The organism is Bradyrhizobium sp. MI1.10, from assembly GCF_055811035.1.
This window is the reverse complement of record NZ_JBVVPN010000005.1, coordinates 202,507-226,898: the sequence shown is the minus strand read 5'-3', so window position 1 is coordinate 226,898 and position 24,392 is coordinate 202,507. Positions and strand designations below refer to the sequence as shown.

Genomic DNA, 24,392 nt, shown 5'->3' with positions numbered 1-24,392 from the left:
CCACCCCCCGCGCCCGGGGGGGGGGCCCCCATAAATGGGCGGGGCGGGCGGCCCCCGGGGGGGCCCCGCCACCCCCCCCCCAACCCCCCCCCCCCCCGGCCCGGGGGGCGGGGCGTCTTGCGCGAGAAGCGCTTTTGGAGTGCGTCAGACGGTCGATTGCGCGACCACGACCTTGCGCCAGGGCTTGAGCACCGCGATCGCCAGCGCCGAGGCCAGGATGTTGGCGCCGGCCGCGATGATGAACACGTTGTCCCAACTGCCCGACGACTGCTGCATGTAATTGCCGATCGGGACCAGCAGCGCGGCCGTCCCCTTCGCGGTGTAGAGCAGGCCGGCATTGGTGGTCGCGAACTTGGCGCCGAACGTGTCGGTGCAGGTCGAGGGGAACAGCGAATAGATCTCACCCCAGGCGAAGAACACGAAGCCCGAGAGCAGCACGAACCAGAGCGGATCGTGGCCCCAGAGGTAGAGCATCCAGATGCCGATACCTTCCATCCCGAAGGCGATGAACATCGTGTTCTCGCGGCCGATCATGTCGGAGATCCATCCGAAGAACGGACGCGTCAGGCCGTTGAGCACGCGGTCGATCGTGGCCGCGAAGGTCACCGCGGTCATCGTCACCGCCATCAACGTGACCGGCACGTTGTCGATCTTCCAGTCGGCCGCGATCGGCTTCAAATTGGCCGTCACCATCAGGCCGCCGGCGCCGACGATCACGAACATGAAGTACATCAGCCAGAAGATCGGCTGACGCAGCACCTCGGTCGGCTGATAGTTGCGGCGGCTCTGTTGCAGATTGGCGTTCGCCACCACGCTCGGCACCTGGCCTGCCTTCGGCGCCAGCAGGAAGAAGGCGAGGATGCAGATGATGATGCCTTGTCCGAGGCCGAAATAGAGGAATGTGGTCTGGAAGCCGCTGTCCTTGATCATGGCCTGGATCGGCGCGACGGTGAGCGCGGAGCCTGCACCGAAGCCCGCGGCGGTGATGCCCGCGGCAAGACCGCGCTTGTCCGGAAACCACTTCAAGGCGTTGCCGACGCAGGTGCCGTAGACGCCGCCGGCGCCGATGCCTGCGATGATCATGCCGAGATAGTAGCCGTTGAGCGTGGTCGCCTCCGCGTTGATCGCCCAGCCGGCGGCACAGAGCACGCCGCCGACCAGCACCACGATGCGCGGACCGTATTTGTCGACGAACCATCCTTCGATCGGCACGAGCCAGGTCTCGAACAGCACGAACAACGTAAAGGCCCATTGGATCGACGCGCGATCCCAGCCGAATTTCTTCTGGATGTCGGGGACGAAGAACGTCCAGCCATATTGATAGTTGGCGATCATCACCATCGCCGCGACGCCAACCGCCAACTGCGTCCAGCGATACGTGTCGCTAACGCGCGCGGCTGTCGGGGCGGTTGCTTGCACCATGTCCGTCATAAAGCCTCCCGTGGCGCCTCTCATTTTTCTGCGAGCGCTGGAACGGCATTCTTGTATGCATTATGCCAAGCTTCAAGCGCTGGTCCGGTCACCGTGCGCAAATGCCGCAGCACCTTGCCCGGTGGCGGCTGTGACTCAGGACAGCACAAGTAGAAATGGCCCCGTCATCCGGGGCCATTCATCAAAAGTCGTATGCGAACCGATTTAAAACCGTGCCGCTGCGCGGCGGCGCGGGAGGCTGCCCGGCTTACAGGCCGAAGCGCGGCAGGTCGCCATTGTGATTCGAGATCTCGGCGCTCGCCATCAGGAGGCGGTCGATCGTGGCCATCAAGCGGGCGAACAGCGAGGATGAGGGCGCGAGAGCGACGGAAGCGGTCTTGGACATCGAAAATCCCTTTCTTGAGACGGTCAGTGCTGCTGTCTCATTTCGAAGGGCAACCTATGTATACCAGATGCCAATGTCTATGCATGCCATTGCATAGCAGCATTTAGCTCTTCGCATTGCAGCATAATAATCCGTTAAATGGGCCGATTTGAGCGGGGATATGCCCAAACCCCGCCGAAACTGAACCATTTGACCGTCGATGTCCAAAAACGGAGCCTTGGCAGCGGCACACGAAGCCGCTAGTGGTCTGCCCCCTTCCAATCATCTGTCAGAGTGGTTCATGTCGAGCGCCTCGCACGCCGTCTCGATCGGCATCGATTTTGGGACCAGCAACACGGTCGTGGCCCTTGCGGCGGACGACCGCCGGGTCGAGGCCATCCGCTTCGACCATGGCGGACAGCGCCACAGTGTCTTCGTATCGGCGCTGTGCTTCTGGGAGGATCGGCCGGGAGCCGGCGCCCAGGCCGAAGGCGGCCCGTGGGCGATCGAGCAGTTCCTGGAAGGACGGCATGTCTACCGCTTCCTCCAGTCGTTCAAGACCTTCGCCGCGAGCTCCAGCTTCAACACCACCCAGGTGTTCCGGCAGCGCTACAAGTTCGAGGACATTTTGGCGGCGTTCCTGCGGACGCTGGCGCGCCATGGCGGCGATAAATTCGGCTTCGAGACGTCCACCATCACGGTCGGTCGCCCCGTCCGCTTCGCCGGCGGCAATCCTGACGAGGCGCTCGCGATGCAGCGCTACCGGGCCGCGTTCGAGCGCCTTGGCGCCGGCCACGCGCGCTATGTCTACGAACCCGTGGGCGCAGCGTTCTCCTTCGCTCGCCGCCTGGAGCGGGATGCGACCGTGCTGGTTGCGGATTTCGGGGGCGGTACCAGCGATTTCTCCGTGATGCGGTTCTCGCGTGCCGGCGGCGCCTTGCGCGCCGAGCCGCTCGGCCATGCCGGCATCGGGATTGCGGGCGACACGTTCGATTACCGCATCGTCGATCACGTCGTCTCGCCGCGGCTGGGCAAGGGCTCGAGCTTCCGCTCGTTCGACAAGGTGCTGCCGATCCCTACCGGCCACTACACCAATCTCGCGCGCTGGCATCAGCTTGCGATGATGAAGAGCAACGGCGACCTGCGCGAACTCCGGGAGCTTGCGCGCACCGCGGTGAAGCCGGCTCTGCTCGAGGATTTCATCACCATCGTCGATCTCGACCTCGGCTTTTCGTTGTACCGCGCGGTATCCGACGCCAAGGTCGCGCTGTCGGCGCAGGATCAGGTGGAGTTCCGCTTCAAAGGCGGCGGGGTCGACATTGGCTCGACCATCACGCGGAAGAATTTCGAAGCCTGGATTGCCGACGATATCGCGAGGCTCGGGGCCACCGTCGACAAGGTGCTTGGCGAAGCCGGCATCACCGCGCGCGAGATCGAAAAGGTGTTTCTGACCGGCGGCACGTCCTTCGTGCCGGCCGTTCGAAAACTGTTCGCCGAGCGGTTCGGCAACGAACGGCTGATGTCGGGCGATCAGTTCGAGTCGATCGCCTACGGCCTTGCTTTGATCGGACACAGCCCGGACCCCGACCGCTGGACCGCAAGCGGCGGGATTGCGCCGAAGGCAGGGGCGTAGGCTCGCTGAGATGACACTCGATCGCTGGTTCCCGTCGTGAGCTGGCCATCGCACTTGGCGACCGTTTCGGCGGCCCATCCTTCGAGACGCCCGCCTTTGGCGGGCCCTCAGGATGAGGTCGGAGTATGTGGCCGCAGTCTCGACGAGCGCTGTTGCCGCTAGCCTCATCTTGAGGAGACCGCGGAGCGGTCGTCTCGAAGGACGAGGCGCTCGCTCTACCTCAGACGCTATTGCTTGATCTCAGGCTCGACGAGCTTCGCCAGATTGCGCAGCGATTCCTGCCAGCCGAGATAACAAGCCTCCGGCGGAATGACGTCGGGGATGCCGGCCTGCGTGATATCCAGCTCAGTGCCGACGGATACCTTCTTCAGGATCACGGTGACCTGGATTTCGCCGGGCAGATTGGGGTCGTCGAACCTGTCGGTGTAGCGGAGACGTTCGCCGGGAACGAGCTCGAGATATTCGCCGCCGAAGGCGTGGCTGTTGCCCGTCGTGAAGTTACGGAACGACATCTTGAACGTACCCCCGACCTTCGGCTCGAAATGATGGACCGTGCAGGTGAAGCCGTTCGGCGGAAGCCATTTCGCCAGCGCATCCGCCTCCAGGAAGGCGCGATAGACTTTCTCCGGGCTGGTCGTCAAAACGCGGTGCAGGCGGACAGTGCTGGGCATGATCATCTTCCTCATGAATCGCCGGGCTCGACGTCAGCGTCTATTGCCCATTCATGTCTAGATGACGGATCAGATACCGCCGATCCGACAGGGCGTCTCGATTTTTTTGATGGATGATTGGCAGACTGCCGCCACGTCGTGCGGCGTCATGGTGAATGCGAGATTGTAGCCGGGGATCGTCGGATTGTTCCGCCCGCCTGCGGCTGATGCGCCGACGGCGAAAGCTGGCCGGCGATCACGCGCTCGACTGCATCGGTCGCACTTATTGATCGAGTCGAATCTGCGCGGTTTTGACGATGTCCTGCCAGCGCGCGATCTCTTCGGTCATCCGTCGCTTGAGCGGTTCGGGGCCTCGCTGGTCCGGCGGTGGCAGGATCAAGCCTACCAGTTCGAGCCGTCTCCGCACGCCGTCATCGTCGAGCGCTGCGCAAAGCGCATCCGAGAACCGGTCGCGAATGGCGTCAGGCGCGCCTTTCGGCAGGTAGAACGCGAACCAGCTCGATGCGACAAACTGTGGAAGCCCTGCTTCCCTGGCCGTCGGTGTCTCCGGCAATTGCGGAACCCGCGCTGCGGCCGAAACGGTCAGGAAACGCAGATTGTTGTCACCCAGGAAGGGAAGAACGTCGCCCAACAATCCACAACTGAAGTCGCTGCGGCCGGCGATCAGGTCGGTCATCGCCAGTGCTGATCCCCGATATGGCACCTCGACCGGCTTGAATCCGATCACGGAGGTGAACAGCAGACAGCTGATGTGGCTGATCGAACCGACACCCGCATGGGCCAAGGTGAGGTCCGGGCCGCGCGCCTTGGCGATCGCGATGAACGACGCCATGCTGTCCGCGCCAAGGTCGCGGCGAGCGACGACGAGGATCGGCGTTTCCGCGACCAGGCCAATCGGCGTGAAATCAACCAGCGGGTCGTAACGCAGATTCGGATACAGCGCGACCGATGCCGCATGCGTCCCGACGTGACCGCTGACGAGCGTATAACCGTCGGGCGCGCTTTTTGCGACGCGCGCTGAGCCGGTCGTGCCGCCCGCCCCGGCGATGTTCTCGACAATGATCGGCTGCCCGAGTTTTCGCGACATGTGTTCGGACACGATCCGGCTCATCACGTCATTCGGGCCGCCAGCCGCGAACGGGACGATCAACGTGATCGGCCGTGATGGGAAGGGCGACTCGGCATGTGCCGCATTCAACATTGACAGCATCGCAGCTGCGAGGAGGGCCGTATGCTTGCGTTTCAGAATCATATGGCCTCACTCCGCATCAGGGGCGTCGTCTTGCGCAGCACTGGCCGGTCGATCGGCACAGGCCGCGAGGACACGATCGACCTCACGGGCGGACAGGCCGATGTATCGAGCCGGGTCCGCAGCCGCCTCGATCTCATGCAGGGCGATGTGGGCCGTCACGGCCGGATCGCGCGAAAGGCTCTGGGCCAATGTCAGGCCCGAAGCGATCGCGTGCGTGCATGCCGCGCTCACCATCTCGTGCGCATGATGGCGCCCGACGTGTGGAGCCAGCGCCATCATGACGGCCTCGGCGGCGATGAGACCCTGTGTCCGCCCGAGATTGGCCTGCATCGCATCGGGTCTGACGACCAGTCCGCCGCAGAGGCGAACAGCGTTGTCCAAGGCCCGGGAGACCAGTACGAATGCTTCCGGCAGCAGCGACCATTCGGCCTGCCACGGTCCCGTCGCCCGTTCATGGTCGTGGACCGAAGCGTCGAGCATGGCGCTCGCGAGCCGGCGCAACGACAGTCCGGTGCTGAGAATCTGCTCACAGATGATCGGGTTGCGCTTGTGCGGCATGGTGCTGGAGGCGCCGTGGCCCTGGCCGCCTGGCTCCAGCACTTCGCCGACCTCAGTCTGCGCCATCAACACGACATCGGTCGCGATCTTGCTCAAGGTCGCGGAGATCAGCCCAAGCAGGCAAACCGTCTCGGCCAAACTATCGCGCGCGGCGTGCCATGCCACCAGAGGTTCGCCGAGTTCGAGTTCGCTGGCCAACGCAGCGCGGACGCTGTCGCCATTGTCGCCGAGTGATGCGAAAGTGCCGACCGCACCGCCGAACTGGACCTGGAGGACTCTTGGTTTGAGTTCGGCGAGACGTTGCCTGTGGCGCAGCAGGCCCGACAGCCAGACGGAAACCTTGAATCCGAAGGTGATCGGAATCGCGTGTTGAAGTTTCGTCCTGCCGACCATGGGCGTATCGCGGTGGGTACGCGCCAGATCCGCAAGCGTCGATATCAGGCGCTCCAGATCGCGGTGGATGAGCTCGAGCGCGTCGCGGATCTGCACCACGAGCGCGGTGTCCATGATGTCCTGACTCGTGGCGCCCCAATGGACGAATTCGCCATGGGGGTTGCCGGTGAGTCGGATCAACTGCTCGACCAGATTCACGACCGGCAAACCAGCGCGCAAAGTTCCCGCCGCCAATTCGTCGAGGTCGAGTAGTTCAGCACGTGCAGCGGAGGCGATCGCAGCAGCAGCCTCGGCAGGAATCACACCGAGCTGCGCTTGAACCTTCGCCAGCGCGACCTCGACCAGAAGCATGGACTCAAGCGAATTGCGCTCACCGAAAATTGTGCGCATCGGGGCGGTGCTGAAAATGTCGGCGAGGTGACGGCTGCTGAAGACCGTTCCGGGTTCGAAACTCAGCATGGCCGTATCGCGATCATGGATGAGCGAACGCGCGCGCGTTCAAACCAGTCGGCAAGCCTCAACCCGAGCTCATGAATGGCGACTCTTACCTTGCGGGCGTATGGCGACGTCTGAGTAAAAAATAGCCGCATCGGTCGGTATCGGTCCCTCCGTCGTCGCGCTCCATTGCGCGCCGTACGGCTTGGCATCGATCAAGCCTAGGTTACCCCCTCGTTTTGTAAAAATGCATTATTGCGATACATGCGTTCTGAATTGGAGAACGCGTCGAGCGCCCTCAAAATACTCTGAATTCGGATATTGCAAACCGTGATCGGGTTTGGGTTGCAGATCGTCGCCGAGAAAATCAGAGCCGCTACGAAAGCTTCATGGGACGCGATCTGGACTCCGTGCGGCGGAGCCGACGCATGTGGCGCTCGGCAGCCCTCCCAGAGCAGTTGGCGCCGGACGATGAGTGCTCGGCAGCGTGGCGTCATGTCCCTAGCCGGGCTCCCGAGGCGTTAAATTCGGTCAAGCCTTGCAAATGGTGAGGATGAGGTATACGTTGAGGCTGTTCGTTCAGCCGCTGTGCCTTGTTGAATGCGCCCGCGGGCTCCTTTTCCATAGACATCGACGAATAGAATTTGTTCTGCGTGACGATCACGCGGAACCTGCGCGTATGCGCTTTGGAGAAGAAAATGACGACAGGTACTGTGAAGTGGTTTAACGGCCAGAAGGGCTTTGGATTCATTCAGCCGAACGACGGCGGCAACGATGTGTTCGTTCACATCAGCGCGGTCGAGCGGGCTGGTCTTGCAGGTCTCGCTGAAGGCCAAAAGGTCAACTTCGAGCTCAAGACCGACAAGATGCGGGGCAAGGTCAGCGCTGAGAATCTCTCGCTGGCCTAAAGCCTTGGTGCCGTTTCACGGATGTACTGAAACGGCCATGCCACCCGCTCGATCCCAGGATTGAGCGGGTTTTTGTCCGTTGCAGAGCAGGGTGAATAATGAGCGCCAAGAGACCGGCCGAACCGTCACCCGAAAGCATCGCGCGTACTAACCGTCAGCGTTTGGCCGCTGAGGAAGGCGCTCGGGCGATGGTGGATGTTGGAAAGCAAGCCGTCGATGTTCGCAAGAACATGGCGCGGCTTCGAGAGCTGCGCGAAGCCAAGGAAGCGGCAGACGCCGCCCTTCAGGCATCGCTGCCCGCGGCCACCCCGACGAAGCGCAAGAAGAAGGTGACGCCATAGCTGCCTTCCATTGCGGCGACGACAATTCGGAGAGGACCGATCACATGCCAAAGAGTGCGGATCGTGCCTAGAATCAAGTCGGATGGCGGTGGCACCATCACCTTCTTTCTCGCGCTTGGCGCAGGACGACAGATGTGCCGTCTTGCGACGACGTTCCTGACGCAGAAGCAGGCTTTCAGTTATCTTCGCAAGAACCGGACCGAGTTAGAGCGCATGGCGCGGGCGCAGCTCGCTTCCGGGGCAGTTGAAGACGGAATCGTCGTGCTCTCGATGCTGTAGATCAGGCGGATTTCGGCGCCCCCGCTTCAGCGGAATTCGCCGTCGGAGCCTGGTACCGTCCGCGCTTATTCGGAACGGCTTCCCGGCTTCGCTTCGCGGGCCAATCGCTCCGCTTTCAGCCGTTCGCGATTCTCGTTGAAGGAGTTCTGGTCCTTCGCATAGTCATTGATCGGCTTCTGCGTTGTCGCAGGCTTGAACGCCTTGTTGGCTTCACGCTTGGCGCGATCAGAGGATTGATCTTTCGACATTTAAGCCCTCAATTTGATCAAAGAGCGTGGTCCTGGCGAGTGCCGGACGCGACGCCACCCGTGCCCGAACTGAAAGGCCGACTTGCCATCCTCGGAAGCGAAGGCGACCAGTTCTTCAGCGTGGGGCAGGGTCTTTGCGAGGCGTGCTGCACTCGCTGTGGAGATGGCATGCTGGCATTTCCGGGCATGCTCTCATTCCCGGGAGCACGCCGGTCGAGGGAGCAACGGCCGGCCGCCGCGTCTGTTCCTCGCGAACCAATCTTTAATCCAGCCTTCGCGGCGCGGCAAGCGTGCCGATCGTGCGATGCAGCCCCTTCGGCGTCAACAAAAAGGCCGCCGAAGCCGGCGGCCTTTCGCGTCGTGAGATGAGCCCGCTTACTCGGCGGCCTGCTTTTGCGGCGGATCGAGCGCGCCGGACTTGTGGATATCGGCGACCTGATGGTCCGAGAAGCCAAGCACGGTGCGCAGGATCTCGTCGGTGTGCTCGCCGAGCAGCGGGGAGCGCTCCACATCGCTGGGGGAGTCCGACAGCTTGATCGGGTTGCCGACCGAGATGTACTTGCCGCGGGTGGGGTGGTCGACCTCAACCACGGTGCCGGTCGCGCGCAGCGACTGGTCCTCGGCGATCTCCTTCATCGACAGGATCGGGCCGCAGGGGATGTCGTCCTTGTTGAGGATTTCCATCGCCTCGAACTTCGTCTTCGTCATCGTCCACTGTTCGATGCGGCCGAAGATCTCGTTCAGGCGCGGCAGGCGGACGGCCGGCTTGGCGTAGTTCGGATCGGTCTTCCAGGAGGGCTCACCGATCACGTCGCAGATCTTCTCCCAGACCGGGGCCTGGGTGATGAAGTAGATGTAGGCGTTGGGATCGGTCTCCCAGCCCTTGCACTTCAGGATGCGGCCGGGCTGGCCGCCGCCGGAATCGTTGCCGGCACGCGGCACGGCATCGCCGAACGGAATGCCTTCGCCGAACTGGCTGTATTCCTTGAGCGGGCCGTGGGCGAGGCGCTGCTGGTCGCGCAGCTTGACGCGCGCGAGGTTGAGCACGCCGTCTTGCATCGCAGCCGTCACCTTCTGGCCCTTGCCGGAATGGGTGCGGTGATAGAGTGCGGTGACGATGCCGAGCGCCAGATGCAGACCGGTGCCGCTGTCGCCGATCTGCGCGCCGGTGACCAGCGGCAGGCCGTCGCGGAAGCCGGTGGTGGAGGCGGCGCCGCCGGTGCACTGTGCGACGTTCTCATAAACCTTGCAGTCTTCGTACGGTCCGGGGCCAAAGCCCTTGATCGAGGCGACGATCATCTTCGGGTTGATCGCCTGGATCTTCTCCCAGGGGAAGCCCATGCGGTCGAGCACGCCGGGGCCGAAGTTCTCGACCAGCACGTCGCACTTCTTGATGAGCTCGGTGAGGACTTCCTTGCCCTTGGGGTTCTTGGTGTCGAGCGTGATCGAGCGCTTGTTGTGGTTGAGCATGGTGAAATACAGGCTGTCCACGTTCGGGATGTCCTGCAGCTGGCCGCGGGTGATGTCACCCACGCCCGGGCGCTCTACCTTGATCACGTCGGCGCCGAACCAAGCGAGCAACTGCGTGCAGGTCGGCCCGGACTGGACGTGGGTGAAGTCGAGAATGCGAACGCCCTCGAGCGCTTTTGTCATCGTGTTGCTCCTGTTACTCTTCTGTTTCCGTCATGCCCGCGAAGGCGGGCATCCATTATTCGCTGAAGGTTCAGTTGGGCCTCAGTGCTCGCCTCAAGGATGATCTGGCGATTACTGGATTCCCCGCCTGCGCGGGGAATGACCCGGCGGCTGGTTACTTCTTCTTCTGCAGAACGCTCTGCGGATTGAGGTTGCCGATGCGGCCGCTCTCGGAACCGGCGGCCGGATCGATCACGGCGTTGATGAGCGTCGGCTTGCCCGAGGCCATGGCTTCGTTGACGGCGCGCTTGAGCTCGTCCGGCGAGGTGGCGTTGACGCCGACACCGCCGAAGGCTTCCATCATCTTGTCGTAGCGGGCGCCCTTGACGAACACCGTCGTCGCCGGATCGGCATTGGCGCCGTTGACGTCGGTGCCGCGATAGATGCCGTCATTGTTGAAGATGACGACGCAGATCGGCAAATTGTAGCGGCAGATGGTCTCCACTTCCATGCCGGAGAAGCCGAAGGCCGAGTCGCCTTCCACCGCGAGCACGGGATGGCCGGTCTCGAGCGTAGCCGCGATCGCCTGGCCCATGCCGATGCCCATCACGCCCCAAGTGCCGACGTCGAGACGCTTGCGTGGGCGATACATGTCGATGACGCCGCGGGCGAGGTCGAGCGTGTTGGCGCCCTCGTTGACGAGGATCGCCTCGGGATGATCCTTGATGACGTTCTTCAGCACGCCGAGCGCGCCGTGATAGTCCATCGGCGATTTGTTGTTCATGAGCTTCGGCGCCATCTTGGCGACGTTCTCTTCGCGCTTGGTCGAAATCGCCTTGGTCCATTCGACCGGCGGCGCGGTCCAGCCCGACGCCATCGCCTGGTTGAAGGCGGAAACGACCGAGCCGATGTCGCCGACGACGGGCGCGACGATCTCGACGTTGGAGTCCATCTCGCGCGGTTCGATGTCGACCTGGATGAACTTCTTGGGCGCTTCGCCCCAGTTCTTGCCCTTACCGTGCGAGAGCAGCCAGTTCAGTCGGGCGCCGATCAGCAGCACGACGTCGGATTCCTTCAGCACCGTCGAACGGGCGGCGCCTGCGCACTGCGGATGCGTGTCGGAGAGGAGGCCCTTGGCCATGCTCATCGGCAGGAAGGGAATGCCGCTCTTCTCGACGAAGGTCTTGATCTCCTCGTCGGCCTGCGCGTAGGCCGCGCCCTTGCCGAGGATGATGAGCGGACGTTTTGCGCCCTTCAAAACATCAAGCGCGCGCTTGATCGAAGCGGGCGAGGGGATCTGCGCGGGAGCCGCGTCGATCACCTTGACCAGCGACTTCCGGCCGGCATCGGCGTTCATCACCTGGCCGAACAGCTTTGCCGGCAGGTCGAGATAGACGCCGCCCGGACGGCCGGAGACGGCGGCACGGATGGCACGGGCAAGACCGATGCCGATGTCCTGGGCGTGCAGCACGCGATAGGCTGCCTTGCACAGCGGCTTGGCGATCGCCAGCTGGTCCATTTCTTCGTAGTCGCCCTGCTGGAGGTCGACGATCTCGCGCTCGGAGGAGCCTGAGATCAGGATCATCGGGTAGCAGTTGGTGGTGGCGTGCGCGAGCGCGGTGAGACCGTTGAGGAAGCCGGGAGCGGAGACGGTGAGGCAGATGCCGGGCTTCTTGGTGAGGTAGCCGGCGATGCCCGCCGCATAGCCGGCGTTCTGCTCGTGGCGGAACGAGATCATGCGAATACCGGCCGCCTGGGCCATGCGGCCCAAATCCGTGATCGGGATGCCCGGCACATTGTAGATGGTGTTGATGCCGTTCAGCTTGAGCGCGTCGATGACGAGATGAAAGCCATCCGTCAATTCCTGCTCGGTGCCCGGTGCTTCGGACTTGGTCGCGGTATTCAGCATGGGCCTTGTCTCCCTGGTCTCAAGATGCCGTTTCAGGCTTTAGGGGCGATGCCTCGCCCTTCTGGTGAACGTTGCTGGCTAGAAGAGTTCCTGACCATGCGCTTCGACGTAAGCGGCAAGGCCAAGGGTGTGATCGCGGGCGCGCTTCTCGGCGAGCTCGGTATCGCGCGCCTCCAAGGCTTCGATCATGCCGAGATGCTCGGGGAGCGACGTCGCGGTACGGTCCTTGCGTCCGATGGTCAATTGCCGATAGCCACGCACGTGCAGCAGCAAGTCGTTGGTGAGATCGACCAGCACCGGTGATTCCGACAGCGAGATCAGCGCCTGGTGGAAGGCGATGTTGGCGCGCGAATATTCCTCGACGTGATCCTCGGGCAGGCGGTCTTTACCAAAATCCTTGAAGTAGTCGCGCAGCGCCGTGATGTCTTTCTTTCGCGCTGTGGCGGTGATGAGGCGGGCCGCCATGCTCTCCAGCGCCGCCCAGGCGCGGATCATGTCGACGATCTCGCTCTTGGTCCTCCGCACCACCATGATGCCGCGGCGCGGGACCGTCTTCACGAAGCCGTCCTGCTCGAGCATCGCGATGGCTTCGCGGATCGGCGTGCGGCTCACACCCAGGCGCTCGGACAACGCCCGCTCGTCGAGCATCACCGGCTCGGGTGTCGAGTAGATGTCCATCTTGAGGATGGCTTCCTTCAAGGCGTCATACGCCTTGTTCTTGAAGCTCGACTCCGGGGCAATACGAACGATTGCGATATCTGCCTCGGCCATGTTCGGCAACGCCTTGGTTGGTTTCCGCAGTGACACGACGAATCTCCTCCAGTGGGAGTCGTCTTTTACAGGATTATTAACGGGAAAGTTTTTGGCATACCAAATACCAGAATGTCAAGCTGCCTATTTTTTGCAGCGTTCTAAGGTGCGCTGCAGCTTGACAAGTTGGCTTCTGGCATACCAAATGCCATCGCCAGCCATTTTTGATCCAAGCCGGCGGAGTAATCTCGGCGTTATGCCACTCCGTTCCGCGACATGGAACAGAGCGCGGCGAATGGAAAGCATCACGGGCAGCCGCAACACGCGCGCGCTTCGAGAACGCAAGAACCAAGGTCAAGGGAGAGCCACATGTCCAATTCCAAAGATGCCGTCCGCAAGGTGCTTGACCAGGTCAAGGCGGACAAGCGCACCAGCCTGACCGCGCCGGAAGGCAAGCTGGTCTGCGACGCCTACGGCATTCCAGTGCCGAAGGAGGGTGTGGCGAAATCGGCCGGCGAGGCCGGCAAAATGGCCGCCTCGATGGGCTTTCCGGTGGTGATGAAGATCGTCTCCCCGGACATTCTCCACAAGACCGAAGCCGGCGGCGTCATCGTCGGCCTCAAGACGGCCGAAGACGCCGAGAAGGCCTACGAGACGATCCTGTCCAACGCCAGGAAGTACAAGTCCGACGCCAAGATCGAGGGCGTCCAGGTGCAGCAGATGCTGGCCGGCGGCACCGAAGTGATCGTCGGGTCGATCACCGATGCCTCGTTCGGCAAGCTGGTTGCCTTCGGCCTCGGCGGCGTGCTGGTCGAAGTCCTGAAGGACATCACCTTCCGCCTCGCGCCCGCGACCAAACAAGACGCGCTGTCGATGCTCGACGGCATCCAGGCGCATGAGATTTTGAAGGGCGTTCGCGGCGGCGAGCCGGTGAACCGCACCGCGCTTGCGGATGTCATCGTCAAGGTCTCGCAGCTCGTCAGCGATTTCCCCGAGATCGTCGAGCTCGATCTCAACCCGGTGTTCGCGACGGCCAAGGACGCGATCGCGGCCGACGTCCGCATCGTCGTCGACTTCGCTTACGTGCCCAAGCCGAAGCCGCGCCCGACCGAAGAGATCGTCGCGGCCATGAGCCGCATCATGCAGCCGAAGGCGGTTGCCGTGGTCGGCGCTTCGGCCGAAGACGGCAAGATCGGCAATTCCGTGATGAAGAACCTCATCAACGGCGGCTACAAGGGCGACATCTACCCGATTCATCCCAAGGCCGCCGAGATCCTCGGCTACAAGGCCTATAAGAGCGTCAAGGACGTGCCCGGCGTGATCGATACCGCGGTGTTCGCCATTCCCGCGAAGTTCGTCGCCGCGGCGCTCACCGAATGCGGCGAGAAGAAAATTCCCGGCGCGGTTCTGATCCCGTCCGGTTTCGCGGAAGCCGGCGCGCCGGAGCTGCAGGCCGAGATCGTCGAAGTCGGCAAGAAGTACGACATCCGCCTGATGGGCCCGAACATCTACGGCTTCTATTATACGCCTGCCAATCTCTGCGCGACCTTCTGCACCGCCTATGACGTCAAGGGCCACGCGGCGCTGTCCTCGCAGTCGGGCGGCATCGGCATGGCCATCATCGGCTTCTCGCGTTCGGCCAAGATGGGCGTGTCCGCGATCGTCGGCCTCGGCAACAAGTCCGATATCGACGAGGACGATCTGCTCGCCTTCTTCGAGCAGGATCCGAACACCAACCTGATCGCGCAGCACTGCGAAGACCTCAAGGACGGCCGCGCCTTTGCGGAAGCGGCAAAGCGCGTCTCCAAGAAAAAACCGGTCATCGTGCTCAAGGCCGGCCGCACCTCGGCCGGCGCGAAGGCGGCCTCGTCGCACACCGGCGCGCTCGCCGGCAACGACAAGATCTACGAGGACGTCCTCGCGCAGTCCGGCGTGATCCGCGCCCGTAGCTTGCGGCAACTGCTCGAATTCGCCCGCGGCGTGCCGGTGCTGCCGACGCCGAAGGGCGAGAACGTGCTGATCATCACCGGTGCCGGCGGGTCGGGCGTGCTGCTGTCGGACTCCTGCGTCGACAACGGCCTGTCGCTGATGTCGATGCCGGCAGATCTCGATGCTGCCTTCCGCAAGTTCATCCCGCCGTTTGGCGCGGCCGGAAATCCCGTGGACATCACCGGCGGCGAGCCGCCGATCACCTACGTCAACACGGTGAAGCTCGGCCTGACGGACGAGCGCATTCATTCGCTGATCCTCGGCTACTGGCACACCATCGTCACGCCGCCGATGGTGTTCGCCCGCAACATGGTCGAGGTGAAGAAGGAGATGGAGGCCAAGGGCTTCGTGAAGCCGATCGTCGCCTCGCTCGCCGGCGACGTCGAGGTCGAGGAGGCCGCCGAATATCTCTACCAGAACGGCATCCCGGCCTATGCGTATTCGACCGAGCTGCCGGTCGAAGTCCTCGGCGCCAAGTACAAATGGGCGCGCGGAGCAGGGCTGCTCTGAGGCTGCCTTCGCCTCTCCCCGCCTGCGGGGAGAGGCCGGAATTTGCACAGCAAATTCCGGGTGAGGGGCACTCTCCACAAGTCCGTCTCTCACCGTATTCGCGGAGATAGCCCCTCACCCCGACCCTCTCCCCGTAAGAACGGGGCGAGGGAGGGCAGGCGGCTCGCGTCTTGTCTGATTGGCAATGCAGGTCGCGATGAGCAAGAACGTGATCCGACGCAAATCGATCGAGCCCCGATCGTCATCGGAGCCTGACCACGACGCGCGCGACGGCGGCGTGCAATCCGTTGATCGCGCGCTGTCGATTCTCGAAACATTGTCCGAAGACGACGAAGGCTATCGCCTCAGCGATCTCGCCGTTCGCACCGGGCTCTCGACCTCGACCGTACACCGCCTGCTGGCGACGCTGGAAAGCCGCCGCTTCGTGCAGTTCGACCGCGCCGAATCCAAATGGCATGTCGGCGTGCGCAGCTTCACGGTGGGCGCGAGCTTTGCCCGGCGGCGCAATTTCAGCGCCCAGGCTATTCCCTATTTGCGCAAGCTGCGTGATCTCACCCGCGAGACCGCCAATCTCGCCGTGGTCGACGACGAGTTCATCATCGTGCTGACCCGCATGGAGAGCCGTGAAATCATGCGTTCGCTGACCAAAGTCGGCGGCCGCGTTCCGATGGTAACGTCGGGCGTCGGCAAGGCGGTGCTCGCGACCTATTCCGACGAGGACGTCGGTGCCGTCATCCGCCATCACGGCATGCCACGCCTGACCGAGAAATCGATCGTGCGACCAAGCGACCTGTTCAAGGAGCTCGCGACCATCCGCAAGCAGGGTTTTGCGATCGACGACGAGGAAGCCGAGATCGGCCTGCGCTGCGTTGCCGCCGTGGTCTACAACGCGCTTGCCGAGCCGTTGGCGGCGATCTCCGTTTCCGGTTTGACGAGCAGGGTCACCGATGCGCGGCTGCCGGAGATCGGCCGTGTGGTGCGCGAGGTTGCGGCGGAACTGACGGCCGCGCTCGGGGGTGTGACCCCGGTCGCGAAGCCAGCCTGACCCCGGTTCGCGGTCCGTCGTGGCCCGTTGAAGAAATCAGCTCTGGCGGCAGCTGCCCCGACATCGGTATATCCACGCACCGTTGTCGCCTCCTTTTTAGGAAAAGTCATGCCGTCAGAGCTCCGTTCGCCCCGTCTCGCTGTCCTGATCGATGCCGACAACGCTTCGGCAAAGATTGCCGATGGACTGTTCGAGGAGATTGCCAAGATCGGCGAGGCCAGCGTTCGCCGCATCTACGGCGACTTCTCCAATGCCAGGTCCAGGGGCTGGGCCGACATCCTTTCCAAACACGCCATCATCCCGCAGCAACAGTTTGCCTATACGACCGGAAAGAATGCCTCCGACATCACCCTGGTCATCGACGCGATGGACCTGCTTCACAGCGGCCGGTTCGACGGCTTTTGCCTGGTGTCGTCGGATAGCGATTTTACCCGTCTGGCCGCCCGGATCCGGGAGCAGGGCATCGATGTCTTTGGGTTCGGCGAACAGAAGACGCCGGAGAGCTTCCGGCAGGCCTGCCGAAGGTTCGTCTACACGGAGAACCTGCTTGCCGCGCCGGCGCACACCCAGGACGCCGCTTCGAGATCGAAATCGCTTCAGCCGCTCGATGCCGCGACCCCCATCATCAAGAAGGTCATCACCCAGATGGAGAGCGAGGACGGCTGGGTCACGCTCGGGGAAGTCGGCCGCCAACTTGCCAATCTCGCGTCCGATTTCGATCCGAGAACGTTCGGCTTCCGCAAGCTGAGCGACCTCGTGCGCAAGACCAATTCCTTCGAGATCGACGAGCAGAACGGGAGGTCAATGCGGATTCGGGTCAAGCCCACTGCCGCAGCGGCCCCGAGACGACGGAACTCGCGCAGGCCCGCGAGGTCAGGGGCGGCAGGCGCTTCGCCGCCTAAAGCGTAAGCAGGGCGTGCCGTTATATTTGCGCTTGCCCGGTCTGGCGCAGGGCGTAACCATCGCGGGACCGTAACGCCACGCGAGGGTCCCGATGACCAGACTTACCCGCTTCGCCGTCGCACCGTTGCATTCGATGACCCGGCGTCTCGCCGATGTGGCCTCGGCGCGGGTCGCGCCGGATCTCGTCGTCACCGGCGCGCGGGTGCTTTCGACCTATTCGGAGCGCATCCATCAGGGACGTGAGGTCTGGATCACCGGCGGCCGCATCGCGGCGGTGAAGCCGGCTGGAATAGCCAAGAAGGCCTGGAGCGGCGTCACGACCTACGATGCCGCGGGCGGCATTATCGCGCCGGGCCTGGTTGATCCGCACATCCACATTGAATCCTCGATGGTGACGGCCTGCGCCTATGCCGAGGCCGCCCTGCTCAACGGCACCACCACGATCTTCTGCGACAGCCACGAGATCGGCAACGTCATGGACGTCGCCGGCGTCGAGGCGATGCTGGAGGACGCGCGCGAGGCGCCGCTGTCGATCTTCTTGACAGTGCCGAGCACGGTGCCCGCGACTTCGGCCGCACTGGAGACTGCGGGCGGCGACCTCACGCCGGACAAGATCGCCGGCCTGTTCGACCGCTGGCCGGAGGCTGTCGGGCTCGGCGAGAAGATGGATTTCGTGCCCGTGACCATGGGCGATGAGCGCAGCCACGCCATCCTCGCCGCCGCCCTGAAGCGTGGGCGGCCGGTGTCCGGCCATGTCTATGGCCGCGAATTCGTTGCGGCTTATGCGGCATCCGGCGTCACGGATACCCATGAGGCGATCGACCGCGACATCGCCGACGATTTGCTCGATGCCGGGGTCTGGGTCTTCCTGCGCGGGGGACCGCCGACCACACCGTGGCACTCGCTGCCGCAGGCGATCCGCACTATCACCGAGCTCGGCGCTTCGCACAAGCGCACGGCCGCGTGCACCGACGATCGCGACGCCGATGATCTCCTGCTGTTCGGTCTCGACTGGGTGGTGCGGGAGGCGGTGAAGGCGGGAATGTCGCCCGAGCAGGCCTGGTCGATGGGCTCGCTGCATGGCGCGACGCGCTTCAACATGGACAGCGATATCGGCGGGCTCGGCGGGGGGCGCCGCGCCGATCTGGTGCTGATGGACGACAATCTGAAGCCGCAATGCACCTGGTATGGCGGCGAGCTGGTGGTCGAGAACCGCAAGATCACGCCGCGGCTCGATCAGGCATTGTCGCAGCGATATCAATACCCGAAGGCGGCCTACGCGACCGTGAAGCTGCCGGAGAAGCTGAAGCTGACGCCGGAGCTGCCGGCGAAGGCCTGCACCGTCAACGCCATCAAGACCGCGTTGCCCGGCATCACGCTGATCCATGAGAAGATCGAGATCGAGCCGGCCAAGGATTGGCCGGAATTGTTCGCGCGCTACAGCCTGTGCTTCGTCACGGTGGTCGAGCGCCACGGCAAATCGGCCGGCAATGTCGCCTATGGCCTCTTGAAGGACTTTGGCCTGAAGCGCGGCGCGGTCGCCTCCAGCGTCGGGCACGACAGCCACAACATCATCGTTGCCGGTACCAACGAGGCCGACATGCAGGTCGCGGTGGCCGCCATCAAGGAGCAACAGGGCGCCGTCTGCCTCGTCGCCGAGGGCAAGGTGAGGGCGCTGGTGCCGCTGCCGATCGCCGGTCTGCTGTCCGACAAGCGCGTTACCGAAGTGGCGGAAGAGGTCAAGGTGCTGAAGAAAGAATGGGCGGAAGCCGGCTGCACCATCCCCTACATGGGCTTCAATTTGATTCCTCTATCGGTCATTCCGGAAATTCGCATCACCGACAAGGGCCTCGTGCTGGTGCCGCAGATGGAGCTGGCGCCGCTGTTCGAGTGAGCGCTTTCACGCGAGTCTCGACCTAACCGACTGAAGCCGCCGCGATTTTTTCGCGGCTGCCGCATCGTGGAAAATAAAATCGATCTCGTTGAGTGAAGCCCTCGCGGGCCCGATGATCTCGCTCGAGCCAATGCAACTCAAGCGAGGTCCGATATGGCGAAGATGCGAGCCATCGATGCTGCCGTGCGAATTCTGGAGAAGGAAGGCATCTCGACTGCCTTCGGCGTTCCCGGGGCCGCGATCAATCCGCTTTACTCGGCGCTGAAGAAGCGCGGCTCGATCCGCCATATCCTGGCGCGCCATGTCGAGGGGGCCTCGCACATGGCCGAGGGTTATACGCGGGCCAAGGCGGGCAATATCGGCGTCTGCATCGGAACCTCGGGGCCGGCGGGCACCGACATGATCACCGGGCTCTATTCGGCGATCGCCGATTCCATCCCGATCCTCTGCATCACCGGCCAGGCGCCGCGGGCGCGGCTCTACAAGGAGGATTTCCAGGCCGTCGACATCGAATCGATCGCAAAGCCCGTGACCAAATGGGCGGTGACCGTGCGCGAACCCGGGCTGGTGCCTCGCGTGTTCAGCCAGGCCTTTCACATCATGCGCTCGGGAAGGCCTGGCCCGGTCCTGATCGATATGCCGCTCGACGTGCAGCTCGCCGAGATCGAGTTCGACGACGAGACCTATGAGCCGCTGCCGGTCTACAAGCCCACCGCGACGCGCAAGCAGGTGGAGAAGGCGCTGGAGATGCTCAACGCGGCCGAACGGCCGCTGATCGTCGCGGGCGGCGGCGTGATCAATGCCGACGCCTCGGATTTGCTGGTGGAATTCGCCGAGATCGCCAACGTGCCGGTCGTGCCGACGCTGATGGGGTGGGGGGCCATCCCCGATGACCACGTGCTGATGGCCGGCATGGTCGGTCTTCAGACCAGCCACCGTTACGGCAATGCCACCATGCTCGAATCCGATTTCGTGCTGGGCATCGGCAACCGCTGGGCCAACCGCCACACCGGCTCGGTCGAGACCTACACCAAGGGCCGCACCTTCGTGCATGTCGACATCGAGCCGACCCAGATCGGGCGCGTGTTCAACCCCGACCTCGGCATCGTCTCGGATGCCAAGGCCGCCCTTGAGCTTTTCGTCACCGTCGCCAGGGAGTGGCGCCGGTCAGGCAGGTTGCGCGAGCGCCAGGCGTGGCCCGCTTCCTGCCGCGACCGCAAGAAAACGATGTTGCGCAAGAGCCATTTCGACAACGTTCCGATCAAGCCGCAGCGCGTCTACGAGGAGATGACCAAGGCCTTTGGCCGTGACACCTGCTACGTCTCCGTGATTGGCCTGTCGCAGATTGCCGGGGCGCAGTTTCTGGGGGTATACAAGCCGCGCAACTGGATCAATGCCGGGCAGGCCGGGCCGCTCGGCTGGACGCTGCCCGCGGCGCTCGGCGTGCGCGCGGCGTGTCCGGATCGCGACATCGTCGCGCTCTCCGGCGACTACGACTTCCAGTTCCTGATCGAAGAGCTCGCGGTCGGGGCGCAATTCAATCTGCCCTACATCCACGTCGTCGTGAACAACTCCTATCTCGGCCTGATCCGCCAGGCCCAGCGTGGCTTCGACATGGACTATCACGTCCAGCTCTCCTTTGAGAACATCAACGCGCCCGAGCTCGGCGGCTATGGCGTCGACCATGTTGCGGTCGCCGAAGGCCTCGGCTGCAAGGCGATCCGCGTCACCGACCCGAAAGACTCGCAGGCGGCGTTCGCGACCGCGCGCGAATTGATGGCCAAGCATCGCGTGCCCGTGATGGTCGAGTTCATCCTCGAACGTGTCACCAACATCGCGATGGGCACCGAGATCGACAACATCGTCGAATTCGAGGAGGTGCTGGATCTGCCGCTCGACGACGTCGCGACCGCGCGGCCCGGCGTGCTGCAGCCGGCGGAATAGGGAACAGCATCATGCCGAAATTCGCCGCCAACCTCACCATGCTCTTCAACGAAATGCCGTTCGTGGACCGCTTCGCCGCGGCCAAAGCGGCGGGCTTTTCCGGGGTCGAGTACCTCTTCCCCTATGATTTCGACAAGGCGCTTTTGCGCGAGCAGCTCGACCGCCATGGGCTGACGCAGGTGCTGCACAATCTGCCGGCCGGCAATTGGGCGGCAGGCGAGCGCGGCATCGCGATCCTGCCGGATCGTGTCAGCGAGTTCCGGGACGGCGTGTTTCGCGCCATCGACTATGCCAAGGCACTCGATTGCGAGCAGCTCAACTGTCTCGTCGGCATCGCGCCTGTCGATGCCGACCCGCGTGAGCTCAACGAAACGCTGGTCGGGAATCTGCGGTTTGCAGCTTCGACCCTGGCCCGCGAGAACATCAAGCTTCTGGTCGAGCCGATCAACACGCTCGACATTCCCGGCTTCTTCCTCAACGGCACCGAGCAGGCCGTGCAGCTGGTCTCCGAGGTGCGCTCAAACAATCTGTTTGTCCAATACGACATCTATCACATGCAGATCATGGAGGGCGATCTCGCCCGTACCATGCAGGAATATCTGCCGCAGATCGCGCACATCCAGCTCGCCGACAATCCAGGTCGTCACGAGCCCGGCACCGGCGAGATCAACTTTCCCTTCCTGTTCCGCCATCTCGACGCGATCGGCTATCGCGGCTGGATCGGTTGCGAATACAAGCCGCGCACCACGACGCTGAAAGGCCTGTCCTGGCACGCCGCGCAGACTTTCGAGACCTGAGGAAACCGTAGACATGATCGACATCGGCTTATCGGACTTGGCACCATGGGACGGCTGATGGCCGGTCATCTTCTGGCCGCAGGCCATCGCGTTCTCCTGCACGATGTCGGGCCGGTCGCACCCGAGCTGATCGCGGCCGGCGGCGTTGACTGCAAGTCAAGCAAGGAGGTCGCGGAGGAGGCGGATTCGGTCATCATCATGGTGCCGGATACCCCGCATGTGGAGGCCGTGCTGTTCGGCAAGGACGGCGTCGCGGGCGGCGTTTCCAAGGGCAAGATCGTGGTCGACATGAGCTCGATCTCGCCGCTGGCGACCAAGGAATTTGCGAAGAAGATCGAGGCGCTCGGCGCGGATTATCTCGATGCACCGGTGTCAGGCGGGGAGGTCGGTGCCAAGGCGGCAAGCCTCACCATCATGGTCGGTGGCCCCGAGCGCGCCTTCAACACCATGAAGCCGATCTTCGACCGGATGGGAAAGAACGTCACCCGCGTCGGCGCCAATGGCGACGGCCAGACGACGAAGGTCGCCAACCAGATCATCGTCGCGTTGACGATCGAGGCGGTCAGCGAAGCGCTACTGTTCGCGTCGAAAGCCGGTGCGGATCCGGCGCTGGTGCGGCAGGCCCTGATGGGCGGCTTTGCGTCGTCCCGGATTCTCGAAGTGCATGGCGAGCGCATGGTGAAGCGCAATTTCGATCCCGGCTTCCGCATCGAGCTGCACCAGAAGGATCTCAACCTCGCGCTTGAAGGCGCCCGCGCGCTCGGCCTGTCGCTGCCGAGCACGGCAGTGGCGCAGCAACTATTCTCGTCCTGCGCCGCGCATGGCGGCAAGGGCTGGGATCACTCGGCGATGGTGCGCGCGCTGGAACTGATGGCGGGCCACGAGATCGCGGCGGCCTGAACTGTTACCGGGTAACAGTCTCCGGTTTTGGTGCCGTCTAGATCGGGCGGGGAACCGGAACAATGATCCGGCCCCGCGGTTGAAGGCGCACAACAATCACTGGAGACATAAGCACATGAAAACCCGTCTTGCGATTTCGTTGGCTGCCGCGTCGCTGCTGGCGTCGAGTGCGGCCTTTGCTCAGTCGACGACCGAAGAGGGCGCCAGGAACGGCGCACGCGCGGGCGGCGACATCGGCGGCCCGGTCGGAGCGATGGTCGGTGGTACCGTCGGGGCGGCGGTCGGCGCTGGTCTGGAAATCCCGAATGCGATCCTCGGCGGAATTCCGCGTGATGATTCGGTCGTGGTCCACGAGCGCGTCGTGGTCGGCGAGCCGCTGCCGCCGACCGTGGTGCTGCGGCCCGTGCCGAACTACACCGAATATCGCTATGCGGTCGTAAACGACCGCCGCGTGATCGTGGAGCCGCGCACGCGCCGCGTCGTCAAGATCATCGACTGATCGATCGGAGCGTGAGCTTTGAAGAGACGGGCCCTGCGGAGCGTCACTCCGCGGGGCCTTGACTCGAGAGGACCGAATTTGCGCGAAACCGCGTCATGGCCCAATCGGCGATGGCCGCCAGCGCGAAGCCGATGCAGGTGGTGCCGGCATCGACCAGAAAGTCCTCCAGCCGCGGATGTCGTCCCGGTGCCCAGAATTGCATCAGTTCGAGCAGGCCGATCAGCACCACGGCGATGGCTGTCGCCGACAGGCGGCGGCGCGGATAGGCGAAGCCGAAGGCTAGTCCCACCAGGACGAAGGCAAGGGCATGCTCGCCGTCCTGGCCAAGGTCGGAATGGGGCCGCAGGCCGGGCGGACCGAGGGTTGCAAAGGCGACGGCGGCGGCAAGCAGCCAGGCAGAGGAGCGAACCAAAATGGACATCCGCACCGCTTAGCACGGATTGCAGCAGCTTGCCGAGGCGCCGGGATCAGATCGCCGTGTAGTTAATGACGAAACGTTAAAGCGGCTCGCGCACGCCCAGGCCGTGCATGAAGCGTTCCCGGATTTGTACGGGATCGCGTCGGGTGGCGCCGACGCCGGGCTTGTCATCGATACGAACGGCGATCAGGCTGGGCTCGCCAGCCGACATGGCTTCCTCAACCAGACGCTCGAAATCCTCCTCGTCCGCGGCCCAGGCGCTGTTGGCAAGCCCGGAGCCGGTCGCGATGGCGACGATGTCAGCTACGTTCGCGGCCGGTGTCGGCTGCGCGCCGGTGGTCTGGTAGATGCCGTTGTCCATCACGATCATGACGAGATTCTTCGGCTTCAACGCCGCGATCGTCGAGAGCGCGCCGAGCTGCATCAGGAGCGAACCATCGCCTTCGAGCGCAAAGACGCGCCGGTCCGGTTGCGCCAGCGCCACGCCCAGCGCGATCGGGAAGGCGAGGCCCATGCTGCCGAGCATGTAGAAATTCTGCGGACGGTGGCCGGCGGCCCAGAGGTCGAAATTGGTGTTGCCGATGCCGCCGATCACGGCTTCCTCGTGCTCGAGTTTCGCGATCAGGCGCGAGGTAACGTCGAAGCGGCTCATCACTTTGGTGTTGCGCGCGTCTGTCTTCATTTGGCCG

General features: G+C 63.6%; 22 protein-coding genes and 1 pseudogene. 12 read left to right on the top strand and 11 right to left on the bottom strand.

Going from position 1 to position 24,392, the window contains the following annotated elements; genetic code table 11:
* Positions 1–144: 144 nt before the first annotated feature.
* On the bottom strand, positions 145–1,431 hold the full coding sequence (gene oxlT / locus AC0L3K_RS08065) for an oxalate/formate MFS antiporter (protein ID WP_007593335.1): 1,287 nt from the start codon (positions 1,429–1,431) through the stop codon (positions 145–147).
* Between the two features lie 247 nt (positions 1,432–1,678).
* A complete protein-coding gene (locus AC0L3K_RS08060) occupies positions 1,679–1,816 on the bottom strand; it encodes a hypothetical protein (protein WP_007593333.1) in 138 nt (45 codons plus the stop codon).
* 280 nt (positions 1,817–2,096) lie between these two features.
* On the opposite strand from AC0L3K_RS08060, the gene AC0L3K_RS08055 reads away from it, so the two are divergent.
* The gene (locus AC0L3K_RS08055) at positions 2,097–3,428 is read left to right on the top strand and encodes an Hsp70 family protein (RefSeq protein ID WP_473365745.1); all 1,332 of its coding nucleotides are present in this window, start codon (positions 2,097–2,099) and stop codon (positions 3,426–3,428) included.
* Positions 3,429–3,655: 227 nt separating this feature from the next.
* Here the strand turns inward: AC0L3K_RS08055 and AC0L3K_RS08050 are convergent, their stop codons facing one another.
* From AC0L3K_RS08050 to pcaB, 3 genes are all read right to left on the bottom strand, one after another.
* The gene (locus AC0L3K_RS08050) at positions 3,656–4,099 is read right to left on the bottom strand and encodes an SRPBCC family protein (protein ID WP_007593330.1); all 444 of its coding nucleotides are present in this window, start codon (positions 4,097–4,099) and stop codon (positions 3,656–3,658) included.
* Between the two features lie 262 nt (positions 4,100–4,361).
* Positions 4,362–5,351: a Bug family tripartite tricarboxylate transporter substrate binding protein gene (locus tag AC0L3K_RS08045; RefSeq protein WP_007593328.1), complete on the bottom strand. Its 990-nt coding sequence runs from the start codon at positions 5,349–5,351 to the stop codon at positions 4,362–4,364.
* 6 nt (positions 5,352–5,357) lie between these two features.
* The gene (gene pcaB / locus AC0L3K_RS08040) at positions 5,358–6,761 is read right to left on the bottom strand and encodes a 3-carboxy-cis,cis-muconate cycloisomerase (RefSeq protein ID WP_473365744.1); all 1,404 of its coding nucleotides are present in this window, start codon (positions 6,759–6,761) and stop codon (positions 5,358–5,360) included.
* A gap of 674 nt (positions 6,762–7,435) precedes the next feature.
* On the opposite strand from pcaB, the gene AC0L3K_RS08035 reads away from it, so the two are divergent.
* The 3 genes from AC0L3K_RS08035 (at position 7,436) to AC0L3K_RS08025 (ending at position 8,265) form a co-directional block, all read left to right on the top strand.
* Positions 7,436–7,645, top strand: coding sequence for a cold-shock protein (locus tag AC0L3K_RS08035; protein ID WP_007593324.1), 210 nt, complete (start codon positions 7,436–7,438; stop codon positions 7,643–7,645).
* Between the two features lie 98 nt (positions 7,646–7,743).
* Positions 7,744–7,986 (top strand): hypothetical protein, encoded by a 243-nt coding sequence (locus AC0L3K_RS08030; protein ID WP_007593322.1) that lies wholly within the window; start codon positions 7,744–7,746, stop codon positions 7,984–7,986.
* A gap of 54 nt (positions 7,987–8,040) precedes the next feature.
* The gene (locus AC0L3K_RS08025) at positions 8,041–8,265 is read left to right on the top strand and encodes a hypothetical protein (RefSeq protein WP_007593316.1); all 225 of its coding nucleotides are present in this window, start codon (positions 8,041–8,043) and stop codon (positions 8,263–8,265) included.
* A 65-nt stretch (positions 8,266–8,330) separates the two neighbouring features.
* Here AC0L3K_RS08025 and AC0L3K_RS08020 read toward each other — a convergent pair whose 3' ends face one another.
* The 4 genes from AC0L3K_RS08020 to AC0L3K_RS08005 form a co-directional block, all read right to left on the bottom strand.
* The gene (locus AC0L3K_RS08020) at positions 8,331–8,513 is read right to left on the bottom strand and encodes a hypothetical protein (RefSeq protein WP_007593314.1); all 183 of its coding nucleotides are present in this window, start codon (positions 8,511–8,513) and stop codon (positions 8,331–8,333) included.
* 375 nt (positions 8,514–8,888) lie between these two features.
* Positions 8,889–10,166 (bottom strand): formyl-CoA transferase, encoded by a 1,278-nt coding sequence (gene frc / locus AC0L3K_RS08015; RefSeq protein ID WP_007593311.1) that lies wholly within the window; start codon positions 10,164–10,166, stop codon positions 8,889–8,891.
* Between the two features lie 154 nt (positions 10,167–10,320).
* Positions 10,321–12,054, bottom strand: a complete 1,734-nt coding sequence (oxc, locus tag AC0L3K_RS08010; protein WP_219680904.1) for an oxalyl-CoA decarboxylase — start codon at positions 12,052–12,054, stop codon at positions 10,321–10,323.
* A 78-nt stretch (positions 12,055–12,132) separates the two neighbouring features.
* Positions 12,133–12,825: a GntR family transcriptional regulator gene (locus tag AC0L3K_RS08005; RefSeq protein ID WP_197031202.1), complete on the bottom strand. Its 693-nt coding sequence runs from the start codon at positions 12,823–12,825 to the stop codon at positions 12,133–12,135.
* A 348-nt stretch (positions 12,826–13,173) separates the two neighbouring features.
* On the opposite strand from AC0L3K_RS08005, the gene AC0L3K_RS08000 reads away from it, so the two are divergent.
* The 8 genes and pseudogenes from AC0L3K_RS08000 to AC0L3K_RS07965 all read left to right on the top strand — a co-directional run bounded on the left by AC0L3K_RS08000 (position 13,174) and on the right by AC0L3K_RS07965 (position 23,285).
* A complete protein-coding gene (locus AC0L3K_RS08000; RefSeq protein WP_473365743.1) occupies positions 13,174–15,303 on the top strand; it encodes an acetate--CoA ligase family protein in 2,130 nt (709 codons plus the stop codon).
* Positions 15,304–15,499: 196 nt separating this feature from the next.
* Entirely contained in the window at positions 15,500–16,348 is an 849-nt protein-coding gene (locus AC0L3K_RS07995; protein WP_473365742.1) for an IclR family transcriptional regulator, read from the top strand.
* 108 nt (positions 16,349–16,456) lie between these two features.
* Positions 16,457–17,257, top strand: a complete 801-nt coding sequence (locus AC0L3K_RS07990) for an NYN domain-containing protein (protein ID WP_007593304.1) — start codon at positions 16,457–16,459, stop codon at positions 17,255–17,257.
* An 85-nt stretch (positions 17,258–17,342) separates the two neighbouring features.
* A complete protein-coding gene (locus tag AC0L3K_RS07985; protein WP_473254630.1) occupies positions 17,343–19,145 on the top strand; it encodes an adenine deaminase in 1,803 nt (600 codons plus the stop codon).
* 153 nt (positions 19,146–19,298) lie between these two features.
* Positions 19,299–21,089, top strand: coding sequence for a glyoxylate carboligase (gene gcl, locus AC0L3K_RS07980; RefSeq protein ID WP_007593300.1), 1,791 nt, complete (start codon positions 19,299–19,301; stop codon positions 21,087–21,089).
* A gap of 11 nt (positions 21,090–21,100) precedes the next feature.
* Positions 21,101–21,886, top strand: a complete 786-nt coding sequence (gene hyi / locus AC0L3K_RS07975; RefSeq protein ID WP_473365741.1) for a hydroxypyruvate isomerase — start codon at positions 21,101–21,103, stop codon at positions 21,884–21,886.
* A 13-nt stretch (positions 21,887–21,899) separates the two neighbouring features.
* Positions 21,900–22,786, top strand: a pseudogene (locus tag AC0L3K_RS07970) (2-hydroxy-3-oxopropionate reductase).
* Between the two features lie 115 nt (positions 22,787–22,901).
* Complete coding sequence (locus AC0L3K_RS07965; RefSeq protein WP_007593296.1) at positions 22,902–23,285, top strand: DUF1236 domain-containing protein; 384 nt, start codon at positions 22,902–22,904, stop codon at positions 23,283–23,285.
* 43 nt (positions 23,286–23,328) lie between these two features.
* Here AC0L3K_RS07965 and AC0L3K_RS07960 read toward each other — a convergent pair whose 3' ends face one another.
* Positions 23,329–23,706, bottom strand: coding sequence for a VanZ family protein (locus AC0L3K_RS07960; protein ID WP_219680921.1), 378 nt, complete (start codon positions 23,704–23,706; stop codon positions 23,329–23,331).
* Positions 23,707–23,782: 76 nt separating this feature from the next.
* Positions 23,783–24,385: a thiamine pyrophosphate-dependent enzyme gene (locus tag AC0L3K_RS07955; RefSeq protein WP_473365740.1), complete on the bottom strand. Its 603-nt coding sequence runs from the start codon at positions 24,383–24,385 to the stop codon at positions 23,783–23,785.
* Positions 24,386–24,392 lie beyond the last annotated feature (7 nt).